The organism is Phenylobacterium sp. J367 (assembly GCF_024699985.1).
Lineage (GTDB): Bacteria > Pseudomonadota > Alphaproteobacteria > Caulobacterales > Caulobacteraceae > Phenylobacterium.
Window position 1 is genome coordinate 2,133,009 of sequence record NZ_JAJONA010000001.1, and the last position, 18,004, is coordinate 2,151,012.

Here is an 18,004-nt window from a genome sequence, read left to right on the forward strand (position 1 = left end):
CCACCGGATAGGCGCCGGGACCTTCCCGCCATGAGGATCTGGCGCTGCCTCTGCCACGGAGCCCCGGACATGGCCATCCGCCGCGACGATCGCACCGTCCTGCCGATCCCGGATCGCGCGCAAGCGCGTCTCGTCACCTTCGACGCCAAGGACGGAGAGACCTCGTTCCCGCCGATCGCCGAACTGCGGGCCCCTGACGGGGCGCCCAACGTCCTGATCGTCCTGCTGGACGATGTGGGCTTCGGGGCCTCGAGCGCCTTCGGCGGCCCCTGCGAGATGCCCACCGCGGAGCGGCTGGCGGCGGGCGGCCTGAAGTACCGGCGGTTTCACACCACCGCGCTCTGCTCCCCCACGCGGCAGGCGTTGCTCACCGGCCGCAACCACCATGCCGTCGGCATGGGCGGCATCACCGAGATCGCCACCGGCGCCCCGGGATATTCGTCGGTGCTGCCCAACACGGCCGCGCCGCTCGCCAAGACGCTCAAGCTCAACGGCTATTCGACGGCCCAGTTCGGCAAGTGCCACGAGGTGCCGGTCTGGCAGACGAGCCCGGTCGGTCCCTACAACCAATGGCCGACCGGCGCGGGGTTCGAATATTTCTACGGGTTCATCGGGGGGCGAGGCCAACCAGTGGTACCCGAGCCTCTACGAAGGCACGACGCCGGTCGAGGTCACCCGGACGTCCGAACAGGGCTTTCACCTGATGGAGGACATGACCGACAAGGCCATCGCCTGGGTCGGTCAGCAGAAGGCGCTCGCGCCTCACAAGCCGTTCTTCATCTACTTCGCCCCGGGCGCGACCCATGCGCCGCATCACGTGCCGAAGGCCTGGGCGGACCAGTACAAGGGCAGGTTCGACGCCGGCTGGGACGAGCTGAGGGAACGCACCTTCGCGCGGCAGAAGGCCATGGGCGCGGTGCCGGCGGACTGCGAGCTGACGCCGCGCCACAAGGAGATCCCGGCCTGGGACGACATGCCCGAGGCGATCAAGCCGGCGCTGCGCCGGCAGATGGAGGTCTATGCCGGCTTCCTGGAGTACGCCGACCATCACGTGGGACGGCTGATCGATAGCCTTGAGAAGCTGAAGATCCTCGACGACACCCTCATCTACTACATCATCGGCGACAACGGCGCGTCGGCGGAAGGCACCCTCCAGGGGACCTTCAACGAGATGATCAACTTCAATGGCCTGAGCGCCATCGAGACGCCCGAGTTCCTGATCGAGCGCCTGGACGAGCTGGGCGGACCGAAGTCCTACAACCACTTCGCGGTCGGCTGGGCGCACGCGATGTGCACGCCCTACCAGTGGACCAAGCAGGTCGCCTCCCACTTCGGCGGCACCCGGAACGGCACGATCGTCCAGTGGCCGAACGGCATCGCCGCGCGTGGCGAGGTCCGCGACCAGTTCCACCATGTGATCGACGTCGCCGCGACCGTCCTCGAAGCCGCGGGCCTGCCCGAGCCGCTGTTCGTGGAGGGCGTCCAGCAGACACCGCTGCATGGCGTCAGCATGGCCTACTCCTTCGACGATCCGGAGGCGGCGGACCGCCACGAGACCCAGTACTTCGAGATGTTCGGCAACCGGGGCATCTATCACCGGGGCTGGACGGCCGTGACCCGGCACAAGACGCCCTGGCTGCTCATCGGCGAGGCGGTCCCCGCCTTCGACGACGACGTCTGGGAGCTCTACGACACGACCCAGGACTGGACCCAGGCGAAGGACCTCTCGAAGCAGTTCCCGGAGAAGCTGCACGAACTCCAGCGCCTGTGGCTGATCGAAGCCGTGAAATACAATGTGCTGCCCCTCGACGACGACCTGGGGAAGCGGTTGAACCCCCGACACCGCCGGGCGCCCGGTGCTGATCCGCGGCGACACCCAGCTGCTCTTCGCGGGCATGGGCCGGCTCGGCGAGAACGCCGTGCTGAGCATCAAGAACAAGTCCCACGCGGTCACGGCGGAGATCGTCGTCGGGCCGGAACCGGCCCATGGCGTCATCATCGCCCAGGGCGCCAACATCGGCGGCTGGTCGCTGTACGCGCTGCAGGGCCGGCTGAAGTATTGCTACAACCTGTCCGGCGTCCGCTACTTCTACGTCGAGGCCCAGGCGCCGCTCACCGAGGGCGAGCACCAGGTCCGCATGGAGTTCGCCTACGACGGCGGCGGGCTCGGCAAGGGCGGGAACGTCACCCTCTACGTCGACGGCGAGGCTGCGGGCCAGGGCCGCGTGGAGGCGACGCTCTCGATGGTCTACTCGGCCGACGACGGCTGCGACGTGGGCCGTGACAGCGGCGCGCCCGTGTCCGAGGACTACCCGCCGATCAACAACGCCTTCAACGGGCGGATCAAGGGCGTCCAGATCTCCATCGCGCCCGTCGACGCGGGCGACGGGCATCTGGTCGACAGGGAGAAGGCCCTGGAGCTGGCCATGGCGCGGCAGTAGCGCCGCGCGAAGCTACGCCGTCAGCGCCAGCGGGCGGTTGCGGGCGTTGGTCCCGAGGATCTGGCTGTAGAGCCGGGTCAGGCCCTCGAATGTCGCGGCCCAGCCGTGGCGGGTCTCGGCCCGCCGCCGCGCCGCGGCCGACAGTTCGCCGAGGTCGCGCGCGAACAGCGCCTCGATGGCCTCGGCCAGGCCCGCCGGCTCGACGTTGCGCGCCCGCTGGCCCACCGTCTCGTCGATCAGCTCGGAGACCCCGCCCTTGCCGGGGCCGACCACCGGCAGGCCGGCGGCCATGGCCTCCAGCACGACGAGCCCGAAGATCTCGTTCTCGTTGGCGTGCAGGCAGGCGTCGCAGGACGCGATCAGCCCGGCCAGCTTCACCGGGTCGCGCTCGTAGTCGAGGCAGATGACGTTCGGCGAATAGCCCACGTCCTTGCCGGCCCCGACCAGCAGCAGTTTGTAGGGCGCGCCCAGCCGCTCCACGGCGGCGACCATGGCGTCGATGTTCTTCTCGCGCGCCGGGCGGCCGGCGAACACCAGCAGCCGCGTGTCGGCGGCGAGGCCCAGCCGCTTCAGCAGTTTCGCCCGGTCGCCCCGCGAGGGATGGAAGAGGTCGGTGTCGACGCCCAGCTGCTGGACGCTCATCCGCTCCACGCCCGCCTCCTGCAGCCGGTTGGCCATGTGCCTGGACGGCGCCACCACATGGTCGAAGCGCTGGTAGGCCTGGGCCCAGAAGTTGAAGGTCGGCGCCTCGGCCCATTCGCCGAAGTGCAGGGCGGCAAGCGTCGCGGCGTCGGTGTGGCAGAAGCCGACCACCGGCACGCCCAGGGCCTCGCCGGCCTCCAGCGCCGCATGGCCCGGCACGAAGACGTCGCCGGCCTCGATGATGTCCGGCTCGAGCATCCGGATCACCGTCTCCCACTTGGTCAGGCTGGCGGGCATCCGGTATCCGTCGCCGAACGGCAGGCGGGCGGCGGCGATGGTGACGAGGTTGGACCCTTGAGCCTCGGTCCGGGCGCCCGGCACCACCAGGGTGTGGCGGATGTCCGGCCGGCGCAGGTCCAGCCAGGCGCGCTTGGCCAGCAGGTAGCGTTTCACGCCCCCGGACTTCGGCGCGTACATCATCGTCGTGTCGATGAGGTGGAAGCCCTGCGCCTCTCCGAACGCGGGCGTGTCCGCCGGATCCAGCCGGATCAGATTCTCAGGCTGCGGCGCGACAGCGTCGAACATTCGGCGTGCCCCCCTGTGCTTCGTTGACGCGTCTCTCGATGACGCTCGCTGAAGCTGCAACGAGCAGACCGGCGGATCGATCCCGCCCGAGAGGCTTCCGGACCCGCAGCTTGCGCCTGGCCGGCGTCTTCTTCCAGTCGTTGTCCAGGCTGTTGCCCCTTCGCATCGGATCGGCAAAGGACGCGGGCGGACGCGCGTCACACTGAAGCTTGCTTCCCAGATTGGGCGGAAAGCGGTCGGGTGCAAGTCCGTGTCTCTACGGATCGTAGGCCCTGGCGACCTCGGGACGGGCCCCGATCGAAGGCGGGAATTCCGGGGGGACGGCGCGCCTGGGTTTCGAGCTCGAAGGCGTGGCCCAGCGAGAGCAGCCGCCCTTCCGACCAGGCCGGCCCGAGGAACGACAGCCCGACTGGGAGGCCGCGGACCTGGCCCATGGGCACGGTCAGGTGCGGATAGCCCGACACCGCCGGCAGGGTGGAGGGCGAGCCGAAGAACCGCCCCCCGTTCACCGGGTCGACGATGGAGGCGGGGCCGCCGCTCGGTGAGACGAGCGCCTCGACGTTCGCCTCCCGCATCAGCTTGTCGAGGGTGTCGGCGGCGAGCTTGGTCGTCTCGGCCCGCTTCGCCGCCATGGCCCGGTCGGCGGCCGGCGGCGTCTTCGCCGACTGCTCGAAGATCTCCTGGCCGAACAGCGGCAGTTCGCGCGGCTCGGCGGCGTTGAAGGCGATCAGCGCCTCCAGGGTGCGCGTGCGGACGGCCGGCGGCGTGGTGGCGAGATAGGCGTCGAGCGCGGCCTTGAACTCCCAGCGCAGCAGGTCGCCCTCGGCGGCGCCCACCTTGTTGAGCACGGCCTCCTCGGGCCCCTTCACCTCGACGAGGACGGCTCCGGCGTCGCGGAGCGCGGTAAGCGCCTTCTCGTACTCGGCGTCCACGTCCGGGTGACGGCCGGCGAGGTTCCTGAGCACCCCGATCCGCGCGCCCCGCAGCGCCTGCGGGTCGAGGGCGGCCACATAGTCGGTTTTCCGGCGGTCGGCCTCGGCGGTGGCCGGGTCCAGCGGATCGGAGCCGGCGATGGCGGTCAGCACGGCGGCGGCGTCGGCCACGGTCCGGGTCATCGGACCCGCCGTGTCCTGGGCCGGCGAGATCGGCACGATGTGGGTCCGCGAGACCAGGCCCACGGTGGGCTTCAGCCCGACGATCCCGGTCATCGCCGCCGGGCAGGTGACCGAGCCGTCGGTCTCCGTGCCGATGGCCAGGGCTACCAGACCCGCCGCCACCGCCGCGCCCGAGCCGGAGGACGAGCCGCAGGCCGTGCGGTCCAGGCCGTAGGGATTGCGCACCAGTCCGCCCGCCGCGCTCCAGCCGCTGATCGACCGGGTCGAGCGGAAGTTCGCCCATTCCGACAGGTTGGCCTTGCCGAGGATCACCGCCCCGGCGTCGGTCAGCCGCTTGACGATCGGCGCGTCGCGCTCGGGCACATTGCCGACCAGGGCGAGCGAGCCCGCGGTCGTCGCCGTTCCGTCCTGGCTCTCGATATTGTCCTTCAGCAGGATCGGCACGCCGTGCAGCGGCCCGCGCACGCGCCCCGCCTGGCGCTCCTGGTCGAGCCGCCGCGCGTCCGCCAGCGCATGCGGGTTCAGCGTCAGCACGCTGTTCAGCTTCGGCCCGGCCCGGTCGATCCGGGCGATGCGGTCGAGCGACAGCTGGGTCAGACGCTCGGCGCTGATCGCGCCCGCGCGCATGGCCGCCTGCTGCTCTGCGGCCGAGGCGTAGGGGCTGAGCGGCTGCGCGGCCGCGGTCCCGGCCAGCGCCACGGCCCCCACGAAGCTCGCGATCCTCAGCATGCGGCAGGGTCCCCCGGTTGCGCGGGCCGACCCTATCGCCGCCGCGCCGGCACCACCAGCCGCCTCGGCGTTCGGCGCGGCGCCGCCTTCGGGTTTCACCCGATCCCGGTCCGGGCCGCCACGATCGAACGTGCGGGCCGTGCGGGTGCGGAGAGGCGGGATGGGAAGCAGCGTCGTCAGTCTGGCCCTCGCCGCCGCGGCGGCCGCGGCATTCCCTGCCGCCGCCCAGGACAGCGACGCGGAGCTGGCGAAGAAGCTGTCCAACCCGGTCTCCAGCCTGATCAGCGTGCCGCTGCAGCTCAACCACGACTGCTGCTTCGGGCCGGACGAGGGCTATCGCTACACCCTCAACGTCCAGCCGGTGGTCCCGGTCTCGGTAGGTCAGGACTGGAACATGATCGTCCGCACGATCATGCCGGTCATCTACCAGGACCGCACCTCGCCCGCGGCCGGCGACGCCCAGGGCTTCGGCGACATCACCCAGAGCTTCTTCTTCTCGCCGAAGCAGCCGGTGAACGGCCTGATCCTCGCGGCCGGCCCGGTGTTCCTCTGGCCGGTCGCCGGACAGGAGCTGGGGAGCAAGCAGTGGGGCGCGGGGCCGACCGGCCTCGTCCTCAAGCAGGATGGCCCCTGGAGCGTCGGCGTGCTGGCCAATCACATCTGGTCCTACGCCGACGTCGGCGACGCTCGCCGCGACGACATCAGCCAGACCTTCGTCCAGCCGTTCCTGAGCTGGACCTCGCCGAGCCACACCACGATCGGGATCAACACGGAGTCCACCTACAACTGGAAGTCCGGGAGCTGGACCGTGCCCGTGAACCTGACCGTCGCCCAGCTCACCACCATCGGCGGCCGGAAGGTGCAGTTCACCGGGGGCGCCAAGGTCTATGCCGCCCGCGAGGATAAGGGTCCCGCCTGGGGCCTGCGCTTCGTCACCACCCTGCTGTTCCCGAAATAGGGAGGCCCGCCTTGCCCCCGCCGTCGCCCGCCGGCTTCGAGGCCGCCGCCAACGCGAGCAACTACTTCTCCTGGCTGCGCACCCAGATGGCGCTCCAGCGCACCCTGATGGCCGCGGTCCGCACCTCGGTCTCGCTGATCGGCTTCGGCTTCACGGTGGCCCAGTTCTTCCAGAAGCTGGTGGGCGAGGACGGCCCGCGCCGGCTCTCGGAGGCGGCGCCCCGCAACTTCGGCCTCGTCCTGATCGCCGCCGGCGTGGTCTCGCTGGCGATCTTCACCTGGCAGTACCACCGGGCCCGCCACGGGCTCTCGAGCGGCGCCTTCGCCAGCATCGCGGCCCTCACGCCGAAGCAGCTCCACAGTCCGAACTACCTGATCGCCGGCGCCGTCATGTTGATCGGCGTCGCCGCCTTCGGCTCGGTGTTCCTGCGGTTCTAGCCCGCCTCCGCCGTGCCCGCGCTGGCCACCGTGCGGCCCAGCTCGCGGTCCATGATCCGCAGCAGCTCGCCGTCCCAGCCATAGACGTCCGGGCGGAAGGCGATCCGGCCGCCCTCGGGCAGGGCGGTCAGGTACATCAGGCGGACGGGCACCGGCGTCTCGAGCTTCACGTGCCGGGTCTCGCCGGCCGCCAGGGTCTCGTCGAACTTCGCCGCCGACCAGCCGGGCTGCTGGCTGAGCATCATGCGGGCGAAGGCGACGGCGTGCTCCAGCCGGACGCAGCCGTGGCTCACCGCCCGGCTGGTGCGGTTGAACGCGGCCTTCGCCGGCGTGTCGTGCAGATAGACGGCGTACGGATTCTCGAAGTCGAACTTCACGAGACCCAGCGCGCTCTCCGGGCCGGGGGAGTTGCACCAGCCGGCCCTCCTTCTCGACGAAGTTGTTGGCCGCGAAGTAGCCGGGATTGGCCGCCTCCTTGGGATAGAGCTCCTCCTTGGCGATGCCCTCGGGCACGTTCCACGGGGGGTTGATCACGATGGAGCGGATCTCCGAGGCCAGGATCGGGGTCTCGTCGCCCGGCTTGCCGGACGCGGTCCGCATGGTCACCGCCGTCTGGCCGTCGACCACATAGGCCATGACCCCGGCGGCGGTGTTCACGTCGATGCGCGTGGCCGGCTCGTCTCGGGGGAGCCAGCGCAGGCGCTCCAGGTTGGCGCGGATCTGGGCGGCCCGGGTGATCGCCGGCACGTTCAGCTCGGCCAGGGTCGCGGCGTCGAGCTTGCCGGTCGAACGCAGGCCGTGGGCGGCCTGGAAGCGGCCGAGCGCGCCCGCCGGATCGGCCGTCGCTTGCGGATCCTCGAAGGCCAGCCGCTGTTGCAGGACGGCCGGGTCGGTGTTGGACGAAACCTGCGGCCAGCCGCCGGCCGCGTCGATCTTCAGGTACTGCGCATAGGCCGCCTTCAGGGCCGTGTAGCCGGGCGCGGTCGGCGCCTGGGCGTCCAGCCACGCGCGGAAGTCGCCCTTCTGCAGCGCCGCCGTCAGCTCCGCCTCGGCGTCATAGGCCGCGGGCCGCAGGCCCCAGTCCTTGCGCAGCGCCGACTTGGGCAGGCCGAGGCCATGCTGGGCCTCGGCATAGGCGATGAGGGCGGCCTTCAGCAGCCGGTCGCGCTCCGCCGACTTCGGCATCTCGGCCAGCCGCTGCGCGTCGAACGCGCCGTCCGGAAAGCCGTGGGCCGGGCGCCGCCGCCAGCACCTCGATGGCGTAATCCGCGTCACGAGCGCCGATCTGCCCGTCCTTCTGTCCGCACGCGGCGAGCAGCAGGACGCAGAGACCCGCGACCATCAGGGAAAGGAGGGAGACGCGCCGGGGGTCGGCGGCCAGTGACTGCGGCCGCAGGGCCGGGCACGCGATGCTCATAAGCTGCCAAACGCAGCTTGGCCTTTATGGCTCCCGTCCCTCCCTCATCCCTCCCCTTCAAGGGGAGGGACAGATCGCGAAGCGATCCGGGTGGGGCAGTCGTGTTCAGGCGCGGCGCCTGCCGGAATAGGCGCCCCTCGACGGCGCGAACGCGCCGTCCACCCTCCCCTGAAGGGGAGGGATTCCCGTCTACTCCACCCCCCAGAACCTTCTTCAGGAACACCACCTCGGTGGCCCTGACGGCCTCCTGGTTGGCCTTCTTGTAGATGCCGTGGCCCTCGTCCTTGGCGAGCACGTACCAGACCTCTGTGCCCTGGGCGCGGAGCTTGGCGACCATCTGTTCGGACTCCGAGCGCGGCACGCGCGGGTCGTTGGCGCCCTGGAAGACCATCATCGGCTTCTTCATCCGGTCGCTCATCCGGATCGGCGCGATCCTGTCGAACACCGCCCGCATCTTCGGATCGCGCTCGTCGCCGTACTCGGCGCGGCGGGCGTCGCGGCGGTAGCCCTCCGTGTTCTGCAGGAAGGTCACCCAGTCGGAGATGCCGTAGAGGTCGATCGCGCCGGCGATCCGGTCGTTGTAGTGGCCGGCCACGGCCAGCACCATGTAGCCGCCGTAGGACTGTCCGACCACGGCCACCCGGCTGGCGTCCAGGTCCGGCTGCTTGGCCACCCAGTCCAGGAGGGCGCCGATGTCCTTCACCGAGTCCTCGCGCTTCTCGGCGTTGTCGAGACCGATGTAGGTCTTGCCGTATCCGGACGATCCCCGGACGTTCGGGATGATCACCGCCGCGCCCAGCTCGTTGACCCAGGACTGGCGGCGCGGGTTGAAGTTCGGCTGCTCCTGGCCTTCCGGCCCGCCGTGGATCTGGATGACCACCGGCAGCTTGCCGCCGGCCTTCGCGGTCTTCGGCCGGTAGATGAAGGCCGGGATCTGCCGGCCGTCGAAGCTCGGGTAGCGGAACAGCGTCGGCTCCACGAGCTTGGCCGGGTCGAGCCCGCCCAGCTCGCTCTCCGTCCAGCGGGTGAGCTGGCCGGTCTTCAGGTCGTAGTCCCACACGTCGCCGGAGCTGGTGGAGGTCGACAGGCTGAGCCCGATCTTCGAGCCGTCCGGCGAGAACTTCGCCGCGGTCAGCACGCCCTGCGGCAGCTTCGGCCCGGGCAGGAGCCTGCCGGTGGCGATGTCGCGCAGGACGATCGTCGAATAGCCTTCCTCGTTCACGGCGGAGAGCAGGGTCCTGCCGTCCGGGCTGATCTCGATCGCCTCGGTGCCCCACTTCGGATTGGGCTCCAGGTCGCGGACCTTGCCGGTCTTCGCGTCGATCACCACGGCCCGCGCCTGCTCGGCCCCGTCGTCGGAGACCGCCAGCACCCCGCCATCCACAAAGGCCGCCACCAGGTAGCCGATCTTGCGGCCCTGCGGCCCGATGGGGGTCAGCTTGCCGCTGGCCGTGTCCAGCACGAACAGCTCGGTGTGGGTGGCCGAATGTCGGCGGCCGACCAGCAGCCGCGACCCGTCCTCGGAGACGTCCTCCACGCCCATGCCGCCCGTGCCCTCGTGCACCACCCGGCGGCTGGCCGGGTTCGACGGGTCGGCCATGACGATGTCGTAGTTCGGATCGCCGGGCGTCACCTGGGTCCAGGCGACGAGGCTGCCAGACTTGTTGAACACGAAGCCCTGGTTGCGGGTGTTCGGCGCGGTGAGCGCCGTCTCGTTTCCGGAGAGGTCGCGGAGGTAGGCCTGGTAATACTCCGCCCCGCCCACGTCGCGCGGATAGACGAAGGTGGACGTCCCCGGCCGCACCTGGGCCTGGTTGATCGGCTCGTTGAAGAAGGTGAGCTGCGTCCGGGCCGCGCCGGGCGCCTTCACCCGGTGGAGCTGCTGGGTGTCGCCGAACCGGGTGGCGATCAGCATGGAGCCGTCGGCCAGCCAGCCCTCGAACACCGCCGAGCGGGCGTTGTAGTAGGGCGCGATCCGGGCCTGCAGGTCGGCGGGTGTCGCCGGCACGCCGGAATAGACGATGGCGCCGACTTCCCGCGTCTCCGGCGCCGCCTGCGCGGCCGCGGTGGTGGAGAGGCAGAGGGCCAGGGCGGACCCCAGCAGGACGGCGCGCGACAGCATGATGACCCCTTCGGAAACCTTCAGCGCGTGACCGAAGCGGAACCGTCTGCCTCCGTCAACGCGGCGCAGTCGAACGGCGGTTGCCGAGCGTCGTGCGGGCGGGCATTCCTCGCCCATGAGCGACGCCCGGCGTATCATCGCCGCCCTCGGCCTCGAGAGAGGCACCCCGAAGGCGGCTGGTACCGCGAGACCTGGCGTGCGCCGGCGCCCGGCGGCGGGCGGGCCGCGGGGACCTCGATCCTGTTCCTGCTGGAGGCGGGCGGGCGCTCGCACTGGCACCGGGTCGACGCCGCCGAGCTGTGGATCTTCCAGGCCGGGACCCCGCTGATCCTCGGGACGTCGATGGGGCAGGGCGTCGCCGAGACCCGCCTCGGCCCCGACCCCCTGGCCGGCGATGTCCAGCAGCACGTGGTGCAGCCGGGCGAATGGCAGGCGGCCCGGGCCGGCGACGGCTGGGCGCTGGTGGCCTGCGTCGTGGTTCCCGGGTTCGAGTTCTCCGGCTTCGAGCTGGCGCCGCCGGGTTGGGCGCCGGCGCCCTAGCCCGGATGCAACAACGGCCGCGCTCACCAGCGCGGCCGTTGGTCTCGATCGAGCTCTCCGCCAGCGGCGCAGCGCCGCTCGGGGAGGCGGAGAGCGCTGCCGAACTAGTGCTTCAGCGCGTCCCGGGCGGCGTCTTTCAGGTTGCCGACGCCCTTCTGGACCTTGCCGGCGGCCTGATCGGCCACGCCTTCGGCTTCCAGGCGCTCGTTGCCCGTCGCCTTGCCGGCGGCTTCCTTCACGGTGCCCTTGGCGTCCTTGGCGGCGCCCTTGATCTCGTCGCGGTGCATGATCGTACTCCTTGCAAGCGTTCGCGTCGGGAGCACTACGCGGCGGGAAGGGCCGGGGTTCCTACGGCTGAGCCTGGCCCACTCGGTCCAGCAGGGCGTGGAACGCAGCCTGCGCCGAGCGTCTGGCGTCGGGCAGGCCCATCAGCCGCCGCGCCTCCGAATGGCCGAGCAGGTAGCTCTTCATCTGGAAATAGGCCGCCGCCGCCTGGTCCTCGGACAGCGGCGGGTCCGTCAGCGCCTGGAACTCGCGCATCAGGGTGCGCCGCCAGCGCAGCATCCCCTTCTGCAGAGCGTCGCGCAGCGGTCCCGGCTGGTCGTCCAGCTCCACCGACAGCGCCATCAGCGGGCAGCCGTGGTCGTCCCACTCGCTTTCGGACCAGTCCAGCCAGCGGTCGAAGATCTTCTCCAGCCGCGCGCGGCCGGGCGCCAGCGGCTCGGCCTCGCGCCACACGAAGTCGGAGAACCGCTCCTGCACCCGGTCGATGACCGCGAGCTGCATCGCCTCCTTGGACTCGAAGTGCTTGAAGAGCCCGCTCTTGGACAGGCCCACCGCCTCGGCCACGTCGCCCAGGCTGGCGGCGGTCAGGCCGCGTACGGCCACCTGCCTCGTCGCCTCGTCGAGGATGCGGACCCGGGTCGCGTCGCCTTTGCGCAAAAGCCAAGCCTCCCTGCTTGACAGAAAGTGACCGATCGTGCTCTTTCAGCATTAGCGACCGGTCGTGCTCTTTTCCCTAACGGAAGGATCACGGGAATGCAAAGTCTGAGTGTGTTGGGGGCGATCGCCGCGCTGGCGGTGTTCGCTCCGGGGGCGGCCTTGGCCCAGGCTTCGTCGGAAGCCCGGCTGACCAGCCCCGTGTCCGCGCCGCAGGAAGCGGTGATCAGCGGCGTCGCCTGGCGCTGCGAGGGCGACGCCTGCCAGGGCGCCCGGCAAGACCGCCAACGCCGACGGCCTGGTGCGCGAGTGCAAGAAGGTCGCCGCCGTCATCGGCCCGGTGGCCAGCTACAAGAGCCGCGGCCGCGACCTGACCATCGGCCAGCTCCGCGCCTGCAACAAGGCCGCCGTCCAGATCCAGACGGCCCGGAACTAGCCCAATCCCTCCCCTTCAGGGGAGGGTGGACGGAGCGAAGCTCCGCCGGGTGGGGGTGTGTGAGCCAGGCGCGATCCCCCGCGCTTGAACCCCGCTTCCCCACCCCGGTCGGCTGCGCGAGCTGCGCTCCGGCGCCGCCCGTCATTGCACCTGGGGCTCCGCCCCGCTATCTGCACCCGCGACTTCCCACACTTCGATAAGAGCGAGCGCGGACGCCCCATGGCGCAGCAGTACATTTTCCAGATGCAGGGCCTGACCAAGGGCTACCCTGGAAACCCCAAGAAGACCTTCGAGAACATCTGGCTCTCGTTCTACCCGGACGCCAAGATCGGCGTCGTCGGCGTCAACGGCTCGGGTAAGTCCACCCTGCTGAAGATCATGGCGGGGATCGACAAGGAGTTCACCGGCGAGGCCAAGGCCGCCGACGGCGTGAAGATGGGCTACCTGGAGCAGGAGCCCCAGCTCGACGAGCAGCTCAACGTCTGGGGCAACGTCATCTCCTGGTGCGAAGAGAAGAAGATCTTCGACCGCTACAACCAGATCGCCGCCGAGCTGGGCGAGAACTACACCGACGAGCTCATGGAGGAGATGACCGCCCTCCAGGAGAAGATCGACGCCGGCGACCTGTGGGACATCGATTCCAAGATCGAGATGGCCATGGACGCCCTGCGCTGCCCGCCGAACGACTGGCCGGTCGACAAGCTCTCCGGCGGTGAGAAGCGCCGCGTGGCGCTCGCCCGCCTGCTGCTCTCCAAGCCCGACATGCTGCTGCTCGACGAGCCCACCAACCACCTCGACGCCGAGAGCGTCGCCTGGCTGCAGCACCACCTGGAGGCCTTCCCGGGCTGCGTGATCCTCGTCACCCACGACCGCTACTTCCTGGACCAGGTCACCAAGTGGACGCTGGAGCTCGATCGCGGCAAGGGCATCCCCTACGAGGGCAACTACTCCGGCTGGCTGGAGCAGAAGACCAAGCGCATCGTGCAGGAGAAGTCCGAGAGCGAGGCCCGCCAGCGCGCCATGACCCGCGAGCTGGAATGGGTGCGCTCGGGCGCCAAGGCCCGCCAGGCCAAGTCCAAGGCCCGCCTCGCGGCCTATGACGAGATGGTCCGCCAGCAGGAGACCATGCGCGACGCCCAGAGCTTCGCCACCATCACCATCCCGCCCGGCCCCCCGCCTGGGCAATGTGGTGCTGGAGGCCGACGGCCTGACCAAGGCCTATGGCGACAAGGTCCTCTTCGAGAACCTCTCCTTCAAGCTGCCGCCCAACGGCATCGTCGGCGTGATCGGCCCGAACGGCGCCGGCAAGTCGACCCTCTTCAAGATCATCACCGGCCAGGAGCAGCCCGACGGCGGGACCTTCCGGGTCGGCGAGACCGTGAAGCTGGCCTATGTCGACCAGAGCCGCGACGCGCTCGATCCCTCCAAGACCGTCTGGCAGGAGATCAGCCAGGGCCTCGACGTGCTCACCGTCAACAAGCGGGACATCAACACCCGCTCGTACGTTGGCTCGTTCAACTTCCGCGGCGGCGACCAGCAGAAGAAGGTCGGCCAGCTCTCGGGCGGGGAGCGCAACCGCGTCCACCTGGCCAAGACGCTCACCGAGGGCGGCAACGTCATCCTGCTCGACGAACCGACCAACGACCTCGACATCGAGACGCTGCAGAACCTGGAAGAGGCGCTGGAGGAATTCGCCGGCTGCGCCGTGGTCATCAGCCACGACCGCTGGTTCCTCGACCGCCTCGCCACCCACATCCTCGCCTTCGAGGGCGACAGCCACGTGGAATGGTTCGAAGGCAACTTCGAAGCCTACGAAGAGGACAAGAAGCGCCGCCTCGGCGCCGACAGCCTCATCCCCCCACCGCATCAAGTTCCACAAGTTCACGCGGTAGGGGGCGGGGGGCTTGGGTCGCCTGACCCCCATCCCCCGCCTAGAACGGCGCCACCAGGGCGGTGCGGAAGAACCAGCCGTCGGGGCCGTCGTCGCTGCGTTCGATCACCTGCTGCCAGGTGAAGATCAGGCTGGTGCGCGACACGAACGGCAGGGCGAGGCTCCCGCCCGCCGACCAGCCGTGCATGCCGTTCGCGTCGCGCACGCCATCGGTCTCCGTCTCGCCGCCCCGGCGGTAGAGCAGGTCGGCGGACACCCAGAGCCGGTCGCCCAGCGTGCGGGTCAGGTGGGCCTCGACGGTGAGGAAGGGGTCCTTCTCGCTGCGCGCGCCGCCGAACGGGTCCTCGTTGGGCGCATAGAAGGTCACGGTCGGGAGCACCTCCAGGCTGGTCAGGCCCGGTTCGCGATAGGAGCGCCCGGCCGCGAAGACCGTGGGCAGGCCGACCTGGAAGGCGGCGCGATTGGAGCCCAGGTTGAGGGGCTGGTCGCCGTCGTAGGCGCCGGTCGGGAAGAACACCCGTCCGAGGATCTGCACGCCGAAGCCCGGCGCGTAGGCGGCATAGGCCGCCGGCGTGAGGGCAGGGGCCCCGAGCAGTCCCACCGTGCCGCCGAGCTGGATGTCGCCAAGGCCGGAACTGGAGGCCGCGCCGGTCCGCCGGACCTCGCCGAACGGCAGGATCGCGAACGGCGTGACCGGCCGGCCGGCGATCTCGAAGGTCTCGGCGTAGCGGAGGACCAGGATGTCGGTGTCGATGTCGGCGCCGGGCGCGACCGAGCCCGGCTCCGGCAGCTCGTTGCCGCGCTTGTTGACCAGGAAGGCGGTGACGTTGCGGGCGCCGACGGGCGCGAGCTGATAGACCCGCGGGCCGTCGTCCTGCGCGCGGGCCTGGGTCGCCAGCGCCGCCAGGACCAGGGCGGCGAGCAGGAGGGCGGCGAGGTTGGCGGCGATCAGGACCGCGAGCCTGCGCCTCATGAAAGGGCCGCCGCGAGGCCCGTGGCCTCGGCCCCGCGGTTCAGCCGATGGGCGGCGGCCGCCGCCGCACGGCCGAGGACGCCGGCGTAGATCGGGAAGCTGAGCGGCAGGCGGGCGAGCGCGTCCACGGTGAGGCCGCCGGCCATGGCGACGGCCGCGACCTGGGCCACGTCGACGGCGCGCTCGCCCACCAGGTGGCAGCCGAGGAGGGCATGGCTGTCTCGGGCGACGATCAGCTTGCAGAGGCCGGTGGTGCGGCCGTCGATGATCGCCCGCGTGGTCTCGGCGAAGGGGACGGCGACGACCTCGATGTCATGCCCCTCGGCCCGCGCGGCGGCCTCGCCCAGGCCGACCTGGGCGTACTCCGGGTCGGTGAAGCTGCCCACCGGATTGACCGCATGGGCGGCGGTCTCGCGCGATCCGGTGACGGCGTTGGTGGCCGCGGTGAAGCCGGCCTGCAGGGCCTGGGGGACCAGCATGCGGACCCCGGCGACGTCGCCCGCCACATAGACGTGCGGCGCGGTGGTCTGCTGGGCGGCGTCGACGCGGACGAAGCCGCGGGCGTCGGTCTCGACCCCGGCGGCGGGGAGGTTCAGGCCCTGCGTGTCGGCGGTCCAGCCGACGGCGACGACGCAGAGCGCGGCCTCGGCGGTGCGGGCCTCGCCGGGCGGGCCATAGGTCATGCGGATGCCGTCCGGCGTCGCCTCGAACCCGTGGATGGCGCCGAACCGCTCGTGGATCACCACGCCGGCGGCGCGGTAGGCGGCGGCGACGCAGGCCGAGACCTCCGGCTCCTCGGTGCGCAGAATCCGCTCCCCGGCCTCGAAGAGCTGCACCTGCGTGCCGAAGGCGCTGAACACCGAGGCGACCTGGGCCCCGGTGGCGCCTGATCCGATCACCAGCATGGAGGGCGGCACGGCGGTCAGCGACCAGGCGTCGGAATGGGTGGCGGTGAGCTCGAAGCCCGGGACGTCCAGCCGGCGGCTGACCCCGCCGGTGCAGAGGATGACGCGATCGGCATGGAAGCGGCGGCCGGTGGCGGTTTCGAGCGTGTTCGGTCCGACGAAGCGGGCGCGTCCCTCGTGCTCGCGGATCGTCGCCCCGGCCGCCTCCACCTGGGCGCGCAGCGAGGAGCGCGCGGCGACCTCGGCCACCACGTCCGAGACGCGGACCAGGAGGCGGCCGTAGTCGAGTTCCGGCGGCGCGCCGCCGATGCCGTAGGCCGGGAGCTGACGGGCCTCGCGCATCAGCCGCGCCGCATGCGCCAGCGTGCGGACCGGGACCGGCCCGTCGTTGGCCGCCATGCCGCCGAACGCGCCCTCGGTGACCAGGGCGGTGCGGGCGCCGAGCTGGGCGGCGCGCAGCGCGGCCATGGTCCCGGCCGGCCCGGCGCCGACCACGACGACGTCGGTGACGAGAACGTCGGTCATTGTGGCCCGGCCGCGACCTCCGCCAGCCAGCGCAGCGCCGTGAGGCTGGGCATGAAGCCATAGGCGCCGCCCCGCGTGGTGACGAACCGCGCCAGGCCCTGGAGGCGTCGCGGCAGCGGCCGGCGGGGGATCGCATAGGCGCCCGCGCCGTCGGCGGCGCCGCAGATCGGATCGCGGGCGTCGCCGAGGCCCAGGAACTCGCCGCCGTTCACCCACTCCGACTGCACGAACTCGAACTGCCGCTTCAGGTGGGCGCCGACGAAGGCGAACATCAGGCCGCGGTCGGCGCCGTCGTCCTCGGTGACCCCGGGCGGCAGCGGCGGGCCATAGGCGGTGCCCCGGCGGATCATCCGGTGCAGGCGGACGACGCCGGCGACGTCGGCGTCGCGCGGGTTGCAGCGGCGGACGTGGCTGCCGGGCGGGGTCCTGTAGCCGGTGGCGTCGTCGGCCCGGAACAGGAAGGCATTGTTGCGCGCCGGGTCCCCGCCCAGCGCCGGATCGTCGTGCATCGGGCAGAGCGCCAGGGGCGCGCCGCTGCGCCAGCGGCCCATCATCTTGGCGGCCAGCAATTCCTCGTCGTCGGCCCCGCTGGAATTGGCGCGGAGGTAGCGGCGGAAACCGGCGACGTCCTGATGCAGCTTGCGGAACACCACATAGGTCCCGTTCCGGCCGAGGGCGGCGGGCTCGGGCGCGGGCGGATAGGTCCCCATCTCGTCGAGGTAGCCGAGGACCAGTTCGCCGGCCTTGAGCGGCGCTTCCAGCGGGTTGGTCCCGGGGATGCCGCTGCCCTCGATGGCCGGATGGCTGATCCCGTCCTTGAAGCCGAAGGGCTCCTTCTCGTCGGCCGGGGCAAAGCAGTCCTGCCGCCAGATCGGGACCACCCCCGGCAGGTCGGCGAAGGCGGCGCGGGCGCGGTCCAGCGCGGTCTGCAGGCTCTCGGCGCTCGGCGCGACGCCCGTCAGGATCACGTGGATGTCCCGGCCGCCGAACGGCGCCTCCCAGCGCTCGGGCGCGCTCGGCCCCTCGTCGCCGAGCGCCTTGGCGCGGGCGAGCATTCCCTGGCGGAATTCCCAGGAGAAGCTTTCCAGCGAGGCCTCGGGGAGGCCGAGCGCGACGAGCCCGTCGTAGGTCAGGGCGACATGGACGAAGGTGTCGCGCCCCGGCCGCTCCGGCGCGGCGGCGGAGGTCACCACCTCCCCCAGCCGGCGGAGCAGCTCCCCGCCCTGCCCACGGTCGTCGATCCGCAGCAGGATGTAGGTGGCGGCGTAGGGCGTGGGCCGGGGCCGCAGCACGCCGCTCTGGATGTCCTCCAGTTCCAGCCTCGGGACGGCGGCGTCGTCAGCCATGGG

At 71.2% G+C, this 18,004-nt stretch carries 15 protein-coding genes and 3 pseudogenes; 8 read left to right on the forward strand and 10 right to left on the reverse strand.

The window, feature by feature from the left end:
- Nucleotides 1–69: 69 nt before the first annotated feature.
- From LRS04_RS27880 to LRS04_RS26825, 3 genes and pseudogenes are all read left to right on the forward strand, one after another.
- A pseudogene (locus LRS04_RS27880) lies at nucleotides 70–519 on the forward strand (sulfatase-like hydrolase/transferase); the annotation flags it as partial.
- Nucleotides 497–2,284: a sulfatase-like hydrolase/transferase gene (locus LRS04_RS11465; protein WP_308238328.1), complete on the forward strand. Its 1,788-nt coding sequence runs from the start codon at nucleotides 497–499 to the stop codon at nucleotides 2,282–2,284. The pseudogene LRS04_RS27880 and the gene LRS04_RS11465, both read left to right, overlap by 23 nt.
- A complete protein-coding gene (locus LRS04_RS26825; RefSeq protein ID WP_308238125.1) occupies nucleotides 2,244–2,441 on the forward strand; it encodes a hypothetical protein in 198 nt (65 codons plus the stop codon). Before LRS04_RS11465 ends, LRS04_RS26825 begins: the two co-directional genes overlap by 41 nt.
- Before the next feature lie 12 nt (nucleotides 2,442–2,453).
- Here the strand turns inward: LRS04_RS26825 and LRS04_RS11470 are convergent, their stop codons facing one another.
- Both LRS04_RS11470 and LRS04_RS11475 read right to left on the reverse strand, forming a co-directional pair.
- Nucleotides 2,454–3,668, reverse strand: coding sequence for a glycosyltransferase (locus LRS04_RS11470; protein WP_257816483.1), 1,215 nt, complete (start codon nucleotides 3,666–3,668; stop codon nucleotides 2,454–2,456).
- A 197-nt stretch (nucleotides 3,669–3,865) separates the two neighbouring features.
- On the reverse strand, nucleotides 3,866–5,512 hold the full coding sequence (locus tag LRS04_RS11475) for an amidase (protein ID WP_257816484.1): 1,647 nt from the start codon (nucleotides 5,510–5,512) through the stop codon (nucleotides 3,866–3,868).
- 160 nt (nucleotides 5,513–5,672) lie between these two features.
- On the opposite strand from LRS04_RS11475, the gene LRS04_RS11480 reads away from it, so the two are divergent.
- The gene (locus tag LRS04_RS11480; protein WP_257816485.1) at nucleotides 5,673–6,470 is read left to right on the forward strand and encodes a hypothetical protein; all 798 of its coding nucleotides are present in this window, start codon (nucleotides 5,673–5,675) and stop codon (nucleotides 6,468–6,470) included.
- An 11-nt stretch (nucleotides 6,471–6,481) separates the two neighbouring features.
- Nucleotides 6,482–6,907, forward strand: a complete 426-nt coding sequence (locus LRS04_RS11485; RefSeq protein ID WP_257816486.1) for a YidH family protein — start codon at nucleotides 6,482–6,484, stop codon at nucleotides 6,905–6,907.
- Here LRS04_RS11485 and LRS04_RS11490 read toward each other — a convergent pair.
- The 3 genes and pseudogenes from LRS04_RS11490 to LRS04_RS11495 all read right to left on the reverse strand — a co-directional run bounded on the left by LRS04_RS11490 (nucleotide 6,904) and on the right by LRS04_RS11495 (nucleotide 10,446).
- Entirely contained in the window at nucleotides 6,904–7,389 is a 486-nt protein-coding gene (locus LRS04_RS11490) for a L,D-transpeptidase family protein (protein WP_257819084.1), read from the reverse strand. The two genes, LRS04_RS11485 and LRS04_RS11490, sit on opposite strands and share 4 nt — an antisense overlap.
- A pseudogene (locus LRS04_RS27885) lies at nucleotides 7,355–8,182 on the reverse strand (L,D-transpeptidase family protein); the annotation flags it as partial. The pseudogene LRS04_RS27885 and the gene LRS04_RS11490, both read right to left, overlap by 35 nt.
- A complete protein-coding gene (locus tag LRS04_RS11495) occupies nucleotides 8,179–10,446 on the reverse strand; it encodes a S9 family peptidase (protein ID WP_257816487.1) in 2,268 nt (755 codons plus the stop codon). The pseudogene LRS04_RS27885 and the gene LRS04_RS11495, both read right to left, overlap by 4 nt.
- A gap of 27 nt (nucleotides 10,447–10,473) precedes the next feature.
- Between LRS04_RS11495 and LRS04_RS11500 the strand changes: the two genes are divergently transcribed.
- Nucleotides 10,474–10,986: a cupin domain-containing protein gene (locus tag LRS04_RS11500; protein ID WP_257816488.1), complete on the forward strand. Its 513-nt coding sequence runs from the start codon at nucleotides 10,474–10,476 to the stop codon at nucleotides 10,984–10,986.
- 104 nt (nucleotides 10,987–11,090) lie between these two features.
- On the opposite strand, the gene LRS04_RS11505 is transcribed toward LRS04_RS11500, so the two are convergent.
- Both LRS04_RS11505 and LRS04_RS11510 read right to left on the reverse strand, forming a co-directional pair.
- Nucleotides 11,091–11,273 (reverse strand): CsbD family protein, encoded by a 183-nt coding sequence (locus LRS04_RS11505; RefSeq protein ID WP_257816489.1) that lies wholly within the window; start codon nucleotides 11,271–11,273, stop codon nucleotides 11,091–11,093.
- 61 nt (nucleotides 11,274–11,334) lie between these two features.
- Nucleotides 11,335–11,928, reverse strand: coding sequence for a TetR/AcrR family transcriptional regulator (locus tag LRS04_RS11510; RefSeq protein WP_257816490.1), 594 nt, complete (start codon nucleotides 11,926–11,928; stop codon nucleotides 11,335–11,337).
- A 298-nt stretch (nucleotides 11,929–12,226) separates the two neighbouring features.
- Here LRS04_RS11510 and LRS04_RS11515 point away from each other — a divergent pair, with 298 nt between their 5' ends.
- Both LRS04_RS11515 and ettA read left to right on the forward strand, forming a co-directional pair.
- Nucleotides 12,227–12,361 carry a hypothetical protein gene (locus tag LRS04_RS11515; RefSeq protein WP_257816491.1) on the forward strand — a complete coding sequence of 45 codons (135 nt, stop codon included), beginning with the start codon at nucleotides 12,227–12,229 and terminating at the stop codon, nucleotides 12,359–12,361.
- Between the two features lie 219 nt (nucleotides 12,362–12,580).
- Nucleotides 12,581–14,253 (forward strand): annotated as a pseudogene (gene ettA, locus LRS04_RS11520) (energy-dependent translational throttle protein EttA).
- Nucleotides 14,254–14,292: 39 nt separating this feature from the next.
- Here ettA and LRS04_RS11525 read toward each other — a convergent pair.
- The 3 genes from LRS04_RS11525 to LRS04_RS11535 are packed head-to-tail and all read right to left on the reverse strand — an operon-like array spanning nucleotide 14,293 to nucleotide 18,001.
- A complete protein-coding gene (locus LRS04_RS11525; protein WP_257816492.1) occupies nucleotides 14,293–15,225 on the reverse strand; it encodes a transporter in 933 nt (310 codons plus the stop codon).
- Nucleotides 15,222–16,655: an NAD(P)/FAD-dependent oxidoreductase gene (locus tag LRS04_RS11530; RefSeq protein WP_257816493.1), complete on the reverse strand. Its 1,434-nt coding sequence runs from the start codon at nucleotides 16,653–16,655 to the stop codon at nucleotides 15,222–15,224. The genes LRS04_RS11525 and LRS04_RS11530 overlap by 4 nt, the downstream gene beginning before the upstream one ends.
- Nucleotides 16,652–18,001, reverse strand: a complete 1,350-nt coding sequence (locus LRS04_RS11535; protein ID WP_257816494.1) for a Dyp-type peroxidase — start codon at nucleotides 17,999–18,001, stop codon at nucleotides 16,652–16,654. The genes LRS04_RS11530 and LRS04_RS11535 overlap by 4 nt, the downstream gene beginning before the upstream one ends.
- Nucleotides 18,002–18,004: the final 3 nt, after the last annotated feature.